The 10,766-nt window shown below is 69.5% G+C and carries 8 protein-coding genes; 5 read left to right on the top strand and 3 right to left on the bottom strand.

All coding sequences use genetic code 11. From position 1 onward, the window contains the following. Nucleotides 1–146 precede the first annotated feature (146 nt). Nucleotides 147–590, top strand: a complete 444-nt coding sequence (locus PLE19_22955; GenBank protein ID HPD17807.1) for a hypothetical protein — start codon at nt 147–149, stop codon at nt 588–590. Between the two features lie 148 nt (nt 591–738). After that, nucleotides 739–1,122: a RidA family protein gene (locus PLE19_22950; protein ID HPD17806.1), complete on the top strand. Its 384-nt coding sequence runs from the start codon at nt 739–741 to the stop codon at nt 1,120–1,122. Nucleotides 1,123–1,133: 11 nt separating this feature from the next. Here the strand turns inward: PLE19_22950 and PLE19_22945 are convergent, their stop codons facing one another. From PLE19_22945 to PLE19_22935, 3 genes are all read right to left on the bottom strand, one after another. Further along, the gene (locus PLE19_22945; GenBank protein ID HPD17805.1) at nt 1,134–1,583 is read right to left on the bottom strand and encodes a type II toxin-antitoxin system VapC family toxin; all 450 of its coding nucleotides are present in this window, start codon (nt 1,581–1,583) and stop codon (nt 1,134–1,136) included. Next, nucleotides 1,580–1,843, bottom strand: coding sequence for a type II toxin-antitoxin system Phd/YefM family antitoxin (locus tag PLE19_22940; GenBank protein HPD17804.1), 264 nt, complete (start codon nt 1,841–1,843; stop codon nt 1,580–1,582). Before PLE19_22940 ends, PLE19_22945 begins: the two co-directional genes overlap by 4 nt. 72 nt (nt 1,844–1,915) lie before the next feature. Continuing rightward, nucleotides 1,916–5,383, bottom strand: a complete 3,468-nt coding sequence (locus PLE19_22935) for a hypothetical protein (protein HPD17803.1) — start codon at nt 5,381–5,383, stop codon at nt 1,916–1,918. A gap of 157 nt (nt 5,384–5,540) precedes the next feature. On the opposite strand from PLE19_22935, the gene PLE19_22930 reads away from it, so the two are divergent. From PLE19_22930 to PLE19_22920, 3 genes are read left to right on the top strand one after another with little or no spacing between them, the layout of a single operon-like run. Further along, the gene (locus PLE19_22930; protein HPD17802.1) at nt 5,541–8,606 is read left to right on the top strand and encodes an NPCBM/NEW2 domain-containing protein; all 3,066 of its coding nucleotides are present in this window, start codon (nt 5,541–5,543) and stop codon (nt 8,604–8,606) included. Between the two features lie 11 nt (nt 8,607–8,617). Beyond that, nucleotides 8,618–9,709 carry a uroporphyrinogen decarboxylase family protein gene (locus PLE19_22925; protein ID HPD17801.1) on the top strand — a complete coding sequence of 364 codons (1,092 nt, stop codon included), beginning with the start codon at nt 8,618–8,620 and terminating at the stop codon, nt 9,707–9,709. Beyond that, nucleotides 9,706–10,572, top strand: coding sequence for a carbon-nitrogen hydrolase family protein (locus PLE19_22920; protein HPD17800.1), 867 nt, complete (start codon nt 9,706–9,708; stop codon nt 10,570–10,572). Before PLE19_22925 ends, PLE19_22920 begins: the two co-directional genes overlap by 4 nt. Nucleotides 10,573–10,766 lie beyond the last annotated feature (194 nt).

Below are 10,766 nucleotides of genomic sequence, written 5' to 3'. Positions count from 1 at the left end.
CTGGGCTATCCCATTTCGCTCCTTCGGAGCTCCCGCAGCCACCTGCAACTCCGGCTTACACCCCGTGGCCGGCCCACCGCTTTGTCCCGTCCGCGATTGGCGCTATAATGTGCGCGCACGCACCACCCCCCACAGGAGGCACCTCGATGGCCGCGCGCGTGGAAGGCAAGGTGGCGAAGATCCTCGACGATCAGACGCTGATTCTGAACGTCGGCACGTCCGCCGGCGTCGCCGCGGGCATGGTCTTCAGCGTCTTCGCGCCCGTGGAGGACGTGAAGGACCCCGACACGGGGAAGTCGCTGGGCGCCTGGGAGGCGGTGAAGGGCTACGTGCAGGCGGCCCACCCGCAGGAGCATCTCACCGTGTGCCGCGTCTACGTGCCCCAGGCGCGCGGCGAGTCACGGCCCGAGGACCGGGGCACCCACGTGCTGAGTGCGGAGATGGTCGAGGTGTCCATGCTCCGCGGCGGCTCGCAGCCCAAGGCCCGGCTCAACGTGGACCGCACCCAGCTCTCGGGCCTGCCCGAGGTCGGGCCGATCCGGGTCGGCGACCGCGTGCGCTCGGTGGATGAGGCAGAAATAAAGGCGTGATGCGTGATACGTGATGCGTAATGCGTGAGACGTGCGAAGACCGGGAGAAGACGGGCACGAGTTGCGCTGCCCATCCTCTCTTCCCACGCATCACGTATCACGCATCTGGCGACGGCCCCTGCAATGCGCGCTGACTACGGAGACCGCCATGCACCGACAGGTGATTCTCACGCCCAACGCCCCTGCCCCGATCGGCCCGTATTCGCAGGCGATGCGGGTCGGCAACCTGATCTTCGTGGCGGGGCAGATCCCGATCGATCCCAAGACGGGCATCATCCCGGAGGGCATCACAGGCCAGACGCGGCTGGTGCTGCACAACATCGCGGCCGTTCTCGAGGCGGCCGGCGCCTCGCTCGCCTGCGTGGTGAAGACCACGGTGTACCTGAAGGACCTGGGCGAGTTCGCTGCGATGAACCAGGTGTACGCCGAGTTCTTCACCGACAAGCCGCCGGCTCGCGCCACCGTGGAGGTGGCCCGCCTGCCGAAGGACGTGCGGGTGGAGATCGAGGCGATTGCGGCGCTGGCGGGGTGAGGCCCGCGCCCTTACGCCCCATCGAGCTGCGCGCAGAAGTCCTCGACTGAATGGATGCACGGGAAGCGGGGGCGAAGCCGCAGAAGGTGTGTGTTCGCACTGACGAGGTCAAGGCCACGCGACCGGGCAAGAGCCAGGTGTGTGGCATCGTAGGCGCTCAAGCCCGTGTCGAACGCCACTGACAGAATGCCTTCCTGACCCTGTGCCTCGGCGGTGAACACGTCCTTTGGAATTGCGGCCAACACAGCAAGGCCGCGCCGGGCTTCCGATTCCTGGATCCTGGCTCGTGCGACGGCCATGCGGAGCGCGCTGAGGATCTCGTACCACCAGAGGTCCGAAACCACAAGCCGCAACTGCCCGATCCGCACGCACTCCAGCAGGCGGCGCGATCCCGCCGTCTCCTCGTCGCGCAGGACCCACGCCCCGCAAGCCGACGCATCCACGACCACGCCCGTGCTCACCGCTCTCGCCCCTCCTCAATGAGATCCTGAATGCGCTCGCCGGGCCTGGGCGGAGCTTGTGAAGCAAGGATGTCGTCGAGTTCACGGAAAATCCACGCCCACTTCTCCGCCTCGTCGCGTTTGACCGTCTCTTCGTAGGGGGAGATGATGGCCAGGGGCCTCCCGCGTCGCTCGATCACAACTCGTCGGCGATGGCGCGCAACATCGTCAATGAGTTGCGAGAAGTGGGTTTTCGCATCAAAAACGCCGATACGGTCCATGCCCGAACTCCTAACTAGCTTATCTGACTAGTTAGAGTATACTCGACACCTACCCCGCTGTCCAGAGCCAATCTACTGTCCGACCTCAATCATCTTCCCCCCCTCGCCGCTGAGGAGTTCCTTGCCGCCCTGTTTCACCCGGCCCGGGGCGAGCATGGTGACGGCGAGCTTGCCACCGACCGGCCGGGTGACCACAAACGCCGTGCCCTGAAGCACCAGGCCCTCGACCGCCACCTCCTTGGGCTGGTTCACAAGCACCACGGTGTCGGTGCGGTCGGGCCAGACGATGTGGATGGCGTCGCCGGCGTCCACCGCCCTGTGGTCGAGGACGGCGTTGATAATCGGCGGCAGCTCGGTGTTCTTGCGGGGAATCATGGCGACGAAGTAGCCGCCCTTCCCCGGCGCCTGGGGAATCTGGCAGAGGAGCTGGGCCTCCTCGAACTTCTTGCCGAACGTCTTCTCATAGTACGGAGCAAAGCCGAAGCCGCACGGGTGGCTCACGCGGTGGGTGCGGTGGGCGAACGCCTTCGGCTCGGCGACGAAGCACGTCACGTCCACCCCGTGCTGGCCGACGTAGTTGACGTGCTGCCCGGTCACCTTCAGGTTGTCGGCGAGGCACCAGAGGTTGAGGGCGGGCACCAGCTCGGTATTGCCACCGAGGTCGTCGCGGAAGACGACGTAGTTGTGGCCCATCGGGTCGGGGTCCTTCACGAGCACGTAGCGGCGGGTCCAGGTGAAGGGCTGCTTAGCCCACGCGTCCTCCGATTCGCCGCGGGTGACGAGCTGGTTGTGGGTCTCGGGGAGGGCGTAGGGCACGCGGTTGAGGTAGCGGACGGGGCGCACCATCTCGGCGTAGTCGGCGGCGGGCAGGGTGACGAATCGCGTGACCTTGCCCATCGCCTCGTCGAGGTCCTTCGCCTGCGGGTCCCAGCCGGGTTCGAGGCTGGTGAAGGGCTCGACCTTGTGGTCCTGCCACACCTTGCCCGTGTAGTAGCAGCCCTGCTGGTCGCGGCCTGGGCAGGGGCGGACGGTTTCGTCGTGGTTGAAGCTGAGGCCGCCGGGGTGGAGCCAGGCCTCGCCGATGCTGGGGGTGTACATGGCCGCGAAGTCCACCATCAGGGGCGCGCCCTTGGCATAGTAGATGAAGGCGCCGCGGTCGGCGTGGCCGTGGCCCACCGAGAAGCTGCCCGCGAGGCCAAGGAAGAAGGTCTCGTCGTGGCGGGGGAAGCCGTTGCGCATGACGAAGCCCATGCCCTCGTAGTGCTCGGAGCCCAGGTTGGGCTGGACCGCCTCTTTGCCGGGGTCAATGAGGATGCCGGGGGGCGTGGGGTGGCCGCCAAAGGAGCGGCCGGTCTCGGTCGCCGCCCACATCAGGTGCTTCGCGAGTTCGGGGTCGCGCTGGTCGAAGAGCGCGGCCAGGATGGGGAACGTCTCGTCGGGAGCGTAGTAGCCGTCGCCGATCGGCGGGCACGAGCGGAAGCCGCCGCGGAGGTCCCACGGGAGCAGCGTGCCCATCCTCACGCGAGCGGCCTTGGCGAAGCGGGCCGTGGCGGCGGACATGTCGATCTGGTCGCCGCAGCGCGCCATGGCGAGCAGCGGCACGATGCCCAGCTCGAAGACCATGCCGCTGTAGTGCGGGCATTCGAGGGTGGCGCCGTGGGGGTTCACCTGGCTCCCCACGTAGGCGGTCATCCAGTCGGTGAGATAGCGGCGCCATTTCGCGCCCTCGGGGTGGTTGGGCAGGAGCGCGGCGTGGAGGGCGCCGCGGGCGCGGAGCTGCGACTGCATGTTGGCCGAACCCCAGGCGAAGCCGGCCTCGCGCGGCGGCACGTAGTCGGGCGAGAGGCCGTTGTAGGTCATCGCGGCCAGGTAGCGGAGCATCTTGGCCCGCTGGTCGGGCGCCAGGTGGGGCACGGCGAGGGCCACGTCGGCCGCGTGGGCCAGCACGCCGCCGTTGATGGCGTACATCATGTGCCCGTAGTCGGTCGTGGCAAAGGTGCGCACGAAGTTCTCGAGGCCGGCGAGGGTCTCGGCAATGAGCTGGTCGCCCACCTTCGGGTCGTCCTTGCTCAGGTAGCTCACCCAGCGAATGTGCTGCTGGTTGGCCAGGTGCTTCTGGGTGCGCAGGCGCATCCGCTCGAGGTCGCCCGCGTCCACGAACAGGCGGGGGTACCGCGATGGCTCGTCGTAGTCGAGCACCCAGTCCTTCACGCGGTCGAGTTCGAGGCGCCCGAGGCGCACGTGGCGGAGCATCGCCTCACTGTGGGCGGGGCGTCCCTGCCCCGCGTCCCCTTTCTCGCGGGGCACAGAGGCCCCGCCCACGTCGCGCGGCACGACGCCGATGCCGTAGACCCGCCTGCCGAGGCACGTGGGCGCCCGCAGGAAGAGGTCGGGCTTGGCCCGCCGCTCGATCCACAGGTTGTTCGTCTGCACGTACTGCTTGAGGGTCTTGATCGGGTGCGGCTCGATGTCGGGGTGGAGCCATTGGCTGGGCCGCAGGGCGATGATGGCCAGGGCGTCCTTGGGGGTCTTCGAGTTGTAGGCGGCGAAGGTGAGCGACTCGTCCTCGCCCCATTGGAGCCAGGCGTTGAGGCTGATCACGCGGCCGTCCCTGTCGAGCTTCAGCCCGCCGTCGCCGGGCTTGGCCGCCTCGTGGTACATGCGGCCGTGCCACTCGCAACTGTCGGGCTCCAGGCCCTCGTAGAACGAGAAGCCGTAGGCGTTGGGCGACGGCACCCGTCCGTGCGTCTGGCACCACCAGTCCCACATCAACGCGGCCTTTGCGGATTCGAATGTGGGCAGCACGTACGCGAAGGTGTCGCCGGGCCTCACGCCGCCGAGCTCGGGCATCTCGTAGCGGCGGCCCTTCGAGAGGTCGAACTCCTCGCTGATGATGGCCACGTCCTGCCCGGCCGACAGCTCGATGGTGGCCTTGTAGGCCGTGTTGTCGGGGAAGTCGTAGCTCAGGGCGACCTTGGCGAAGACGGGGCCTCTCTCGAGGATGGCGGCCTTGTAGCCGAGGCACGGGCGCTCAGTCTGCCACCAGCCGCGGCCGATCCAGCGGCCGTCGCCCAGGCGCACGGCCAGGATGGGGGCGGGCGGCTCTTTGGCCCCGCTGGCCGGCACGCGGATACCGAACTTGCTGGTCGTGAGCTCGACCACGCCTTCGCGCTCGACGACGCGGAGGTCCGACGCCGGCGGCTTCTGGCCCCCGAGGTCGGGCCGATAGGTCCACTGCCCGACCTCGTCCGGCTTCAGCGTGGCCATGAACGACAGCGTGACGCGCCGGGCAGCGCCCTCGCCGGGGGGCGCGAGCGACGGCGTCAGTTGCGCGGGGAGGAGCGCGCCGTGGGCGTCCTGCACCGCGGCCACGACGGGCGGTTTCTCGCCCTCGCGGAGGACAAGGGGGTAGTTCACCCGGTCCGGCCCCCAGGCCAGGCCGAACGGTTCGCGGATCGTGAACGTCCGCTCCTCCCCCGCTTGAGCCTCGAGGCACGCGAACAGGCACGCTATCAGCACCCACGCACGGGCACTCCACATTGCGGGCTCCTTTCCTGAGGTGCGTTCAGATCACCAGAAGGCCGCGGCAAAGTCAAGCGTCGGATCGAACGCCCTCCTTGCATCTTCCCGCTGTCCGGCGTATGATTCGGGCATGTGATGGCAACTGCCCTGGAACTGCGTGAACGGAGTGGAGAGCGTGCTATCGGTCAGGCTCGCGCGTGGTCTCGTGTCGTTCGGCCTCGCCCTCGCCAGCGTCGTCGCCTGCGCGGCCGAGACCGTGTGGCTCGATGAGCTGGATGTGAGCCTCTCCGAGTGCGGCTGGGAGCACACGCGGAGCCGGAAATCGGTCGGGGGCAACCCGCTGCGGGCCGGCGGCAGACTGTTCGAGCGCGGCATCGGCACGCACCCGCCCGGTTCGTTCGTCATCAACCTCGACGGCGGCTCGACACGCTTCACCGCCCTCGCCGCGATTGACGACGAGGTGGGCCGCTCGGGCAGCGTGGAGTTCATCATCGAGGCCGACGGCCGGCAGCGCTGGCACAGCGGCGTGCTGCGCGGCGGCGAGCCGCCCAAGGCCATTGACCTCGATGTCACCGGCGTCAAGCTCCTCAAGCTCATCGTCACCGTCGCGGGCGACGGCTACGGCAACGACCACGCCGACTGGCTCGACGCGAAGTTCGAGGTCACCGGCGCCCGCCCCAAGGCCCACACCCCGCCCGTGCTCACCGAGTTCGAGCTGCTCGGGCGCGAGCTGGCCAACGGCCTCGGCTGGTCCAAGGCGCTGGCCGACCAGACCTTCCGCCCCGATGCCCTCTTCTTCCCCGAGGACAAGGACCCGTTGGACGTGGTGCTTCGGCGCACCCGCGCCCTGCTCGCGCGCCTGAAGACGATGAAGGGCGTGCGCGACCTCGCCCCCGAGGAGGCGGCCCTGGACGCGATGAAGGCCAGGGCCGAGAAGGCGGACGTGAAGGACACCGAGGCCCGCCGCCGCCTCTTCGACGAGGCGGTCAAGCTCCGCCGCAGGATCGCCTTCGCCAACCCGCTGCTCGACTTCGACCGCATCCTCTTCGCCAAGAAGCACTACTACCCGGGCGGCGAGGGCACGGGCAATCACATGTGCGACCAGTACTTCGGCTTCATGGCCATCCACGAGGGCGGCCTCTTCGTGCTCGAGAAGCCCTTCAGCGACCAGCCCGTCGCCCGCGACCTGCTCGCCAACGCCGTCTGCGAGAACGGCCGCTTCGCGGGCCGCAAGCTCGAGGGCGGCGGCTTCCTCTACCCCGACCTCTCCTACGACGGCCAGACCATCCTCTTCCCCTGGACCGAGGGCGAGAACACCCGCTACAAGTGGACGCCCAAGAGCACCTACCACATCTTCAGTGTCAACGCCGACGGCACGGGGTTGCGGCAGCTCACCGACGGCGCGTGGAACGACCTGCACCCCTGCTGGCTGCCCAACGGCCGCATCTGCTTCATCTCCGAGCGCCGCGGCGGCTACGGCCGCTGCCACGGCCGCCCCGTGCCCACCTACACCCTCCACACGATGAACCCCGACGGCTCCGACATCACGTGCATCAGCTACCACGAGACCAACGAGTGGCACCCCAGCGTGAACCACGCGGGGATGATCGTCTACACCCGCTGGGACTATGTGGACCGCGGCTTCAACAACGCGCATCACCCGTGGATCACGACGCCCGACGGGCGCGACGCCCGCGCCATCCAGGGCAACTGGGCGAAGAACCAGGGCGACCGCCCGCTCCAGGAGATGAACGTCCGAGCCATCCCCGGCTCCCCTCGCTACGTGGCCACCGCCTCGGCCCACCACGGCCAGGCCTACGGCTCGCTGGTCCTCGTGGACCCCAACGAGCCCGACGACGACAAGATGCAGCCCGTGAAGCGCCTGACGCCCGAGGTGCGCTTCCCCGAGGCCGAGGGCGGCGGCGAGGTGGCCTATGCCACCGCCTGGCCCCTCAGCGAGGAGTTCCACCTGTGCGTCTACGACCCACAGGGCACCAACGCCCGCGGCGCGCGGCTCCAGAACCGCTACGGGATCTACCTGGTGGACGCCTTCGGCAACAAGGAACTCCTCTACCGCGACCCCGCCATCTCCTGCCTCGGCCCCATCCCGCTGCGGCCGAGGCCCCGCCCGCCCGTGGTCGCGCACGCCACCCTCGTCGGCAAGCCCGGGGCCTCTGCCGCGGCTGCAAGCGTCTCGCTCGCAGGTCCGCCGGCAAGCGGGACGCCTGTCGCCACGGCAGAGACGACAAGCGAGACGCTTGTCGCCACGAACAGCGAGCGGGGCGGGAAGGCCGACCTCCAGGCGATCCGCGCCATGGCCATGGGCACGGCCCCCGTGGGCGTGGTCAACGTCTACGACGGCCTCTACCCCTGGCCCGAGGGCACGCGCATCGCCGCGCTGCGCATCATCCAGGTGCTGCCCAAGAGCACCCCCTCGGCCGACGGGCCCCGCATCGGCTACGGCGGCCAGAAGAACGCCCGCGCCGTGCTCGGCACCGTGCCCGTCGAGCGCGACGGCAGCGCCTACTTCGAGCTCCCCGTGTGCCGCCCCGTCTTCCTCCAGGCCCTCGACGAGCGCGGCCTCGCCGTCCAGTCCATGCGCAGCGACCTCTACGTGCACCCCGGCGAAACCCTCACGTGCCAGGGCTGCCACGACCAGCGCGGCTCGCGCAAGTCCCTCGACCGCGTGCCGCTGGCCATGACGCGGCCGCCCTCCCCCATCCAGCCCGACGTCGAGGGGTCCAACCCCTTCAGCTTCCCGCGCCTCGTGCAGCCCGTGCTCGACAGGCACTGCGTCGCCTGCCACACCCAGGCCCTCGCGCAGGGCGCCGAAGCCGCCGCGCCGCCCAAAGCGCGCCCGGACATTCTGGATGAGCTGGAGGGCGGACAGCCGAAGCCGGCCGCGGCCGCCGCCCCTGCGCCCAAGCCGCCCGACCTGCGGGCCGGCGACTGGAAGAAGAACCCGAACCGCTGGTACACCTCGTACCTGAACCTCGAGAAGCATGCCTTCTTCTTCGGCGGCGTGGGCTGGGAGACGCCGCGCACCATTCCCGGCAAGTTCGGCGCGCGGGCCTCGCGGCTCTACCAGATGCTCGCCAAGGGCCACCACAACCTCGCGCTGCCGCCCGAGGACCTGCGCCGCATCGCCCTGTGGCTCGACTGCAACAGCGACTTCTTCGGCGCCTACGAGAACACCGAGGCCCAGGCCGAGGGCCAAGTCGTCCGCCCGTCGCTGGAATGAGGGCAGCCCCCGTGACCAAGCGCGAACGGGTCGAGCGGGCGATGCGGCGGCAAGAGACGGACCGCGTGCCGCTGTACGACATTCTGCTGTGCGACCGGGCCATCGAACACTTCAGCGGCGAGAAGCTCCCGCCCCTCGTCAACGACCCCGAGACCCGCGCGACCGTTGACCGCCTGACGGGCAAGGCCATCGCGCGCATGCTCGACGCCACCCGCCACTCGACGTTCGGGCCGCTGGAGGACCGCGAGTTCACCGACGCCGAGGGCTTCGTGCTCCACGAGAGCGCCTTCGCCAAGACCTGCTGGATCGAGCGCCGCCCCTTCGACGACGTGCCCGGCGCCGCCGAGTGGCTGAAGAAGTGGACCGCCGCCCAGCTCGCCGCGGCTCGAAAGGCCGAAGCCAACCCCCGCGACCGCCGCGAACAGCACGAGCGCTGGTTCGCCGACGTGCAGGCCCGCATCGGCGACACCGTGCACCTCTACACCCAGATGGGCGTGGGCCTCGACGACATTCGCCACCGCCTGGGCTTCGACCTCTTCGCCTATCTCGAGGCCGACCAGCCCGGCCTCGTCTCCGAGGCCCTCGAGGCCTGCACCCGCCACCACATCGCCCTCACCCACGCCATCGCCAACGCCGCCCTCTCGCCCGCCGTGCTCACCTACGGCGACATCGCGTGCAAGGGGCGGCTCCTCCACTCGCCGGCCTGGCTGCGCCGCGAGTTCTTCCCGCGCCTCCGCCGCCTCAACGACGCCTGGCACGAGCACGGCTTCCAGTGCCTCTTCCACTCCGACGGCTATCTGATGGAGGTGATGGACGACCTGGTGGCCGCCGGCATAGACGGCCTGAACCCCCTCGAGACCGTGGCGGGGATGAGCCTGCGCGAGTGCCGCGCGAAGTACCCCGCCCTTTTCCTCGCCGGCGGCATCGACATGAGCCAGCTTCTCTCGAACGGCACCCCCGACGAGGTACGCCAGGTCTGCCGCCAGGCCGTCCGCGACGCCTATCCGGGCTTCCTCATGGGCTCGACCACGGAGGCCGACAACAGTTGCCGCGCCGAGAACCTCATCGCCATGTACGACGTCGCCATGGAGGGCATCGCGTGAGCGGGCGCACGGGCCGACTCACCGTGGCCACCTGCCAGTTCGCCGTCGGGCCCGACGTGCGGCGCAACGGGGCGACCATCCGACGCCAGATGCGCGCAGCGGCCCGCCGCGGAGCCGAGATCGTCCACTTCTCCGAAGCCGCGCTCTCGGGCTATGCCGGCTCGCAGTTCACCGGCTTCGAGGGCTATCCGTGGAACGTGCTGGCCGACGAGACCCGCCGCATCCGCGACCTGGCAGCGGAGCTGGGCGTGTGGACGATCCTCGGCTCCGCGCATGTGGGCGGCGTGTCCCCACGCCGCGTGTCGCGGGACGGGGACGTCCCGCCCACAGTTGCCAAGCCCTACAATTCGCTCTACCTCATCGCCCCCACGGGACGCATCGTGAAGCGCTACGACAAGTGCTTCCTGATGCCGCGCGACCGCCTGCACTACGCCCCCGGCCGCCGCCTCGTCACGCACACGATCAACGGCATCCGGTTCGGCCTGCTGATCTGTTTCGACTTCCGCTTCCCCGAGATCTGGCGCGAGCATCTCAAGCGCGGCTGCCGCCTCGTGTTCCTGTCGTCGTACCTGGCCACGCCGCAGCGCAATCGCGCGATGGGGGGGGTGGCGCCGGCCATTCTGGCCACGCGGGCATCCGAGAGCTTCCTGTGGGTCGTGGCCAACAACACGGCGGGCGAGCGGCCCTGGTGCGGCAGCCGCGTGCTCCGGCCCGACGGCACCATCGCGCGCCGGGCCCCGGCGGGCCGCGCCGCCGTGCTCGTCCACACCATTGACCTGGCCGACGACGCGCCGCTCTACAACCCCATCGGCGGCCTCGCCTTGCGGGTGGCGCGCGCCTCCCGCTACTCGCTCGGCACCTGACCCCCTGGCGCCTTGCCGCCCGCGACGCGGCAGAGCCCCTCGAGCGGCCACAAGCAACTTTTCGAGCAGTTGCGCGAGAACTCTTGCGTCGAGCCCGCCCGCCTGAAGTGTCTCCACGACAACAGCATGCACACGGCACGGCCGCCATAGGCCCCGGAGCCACTGGCGAACCACTGGCGGCTATGCGTGCCTGT

The sequence above is a fragment of the Planctomycetota bacterium genome (assembly GCA_035384565.1).
Lineage (GTDB): Bacteria > Planctomycetota > PUPC01 > DSUN01 > DSUN01 > DAOOIT01.
The sequence above is the reverse complement of the archived record's forward strand: the minus strand, read 5'-3'. Positions and strand labels throughout refer to the sequence as shown.

Bases quoted from the DNA above. Each gene is read 5' to 3' on its own strand.
- PLE19_22955 (HPD17807.1), top strand. From the start codon at position 147: ATGGCCGCGCGCGTGGAAGGCAAGGTGGCGAAGATCCTCGACGATCAG.
- PLE19_22950 (HPD17806.1), top strand. From the start codon at position 739: ATGCACCGACAGGTGATTCTCACGCCCAACGCCCCTGCCCCGATCGGC.
- PLE19_22940 (HPD17804.1), bottom strand. From the start codon at position 1,843: ATGGACCGTATCGGCGTTTTTGATGCGAAAACCCACTTCTCGCAACTC.
- PLE19_22935 (HPD17803.1), bottom strand. From the start codon at position 5,383: ATGTGGAGTGCCCGTGCGTGGGTGCTGATAGCGTGCCTGTTCGCGTGC.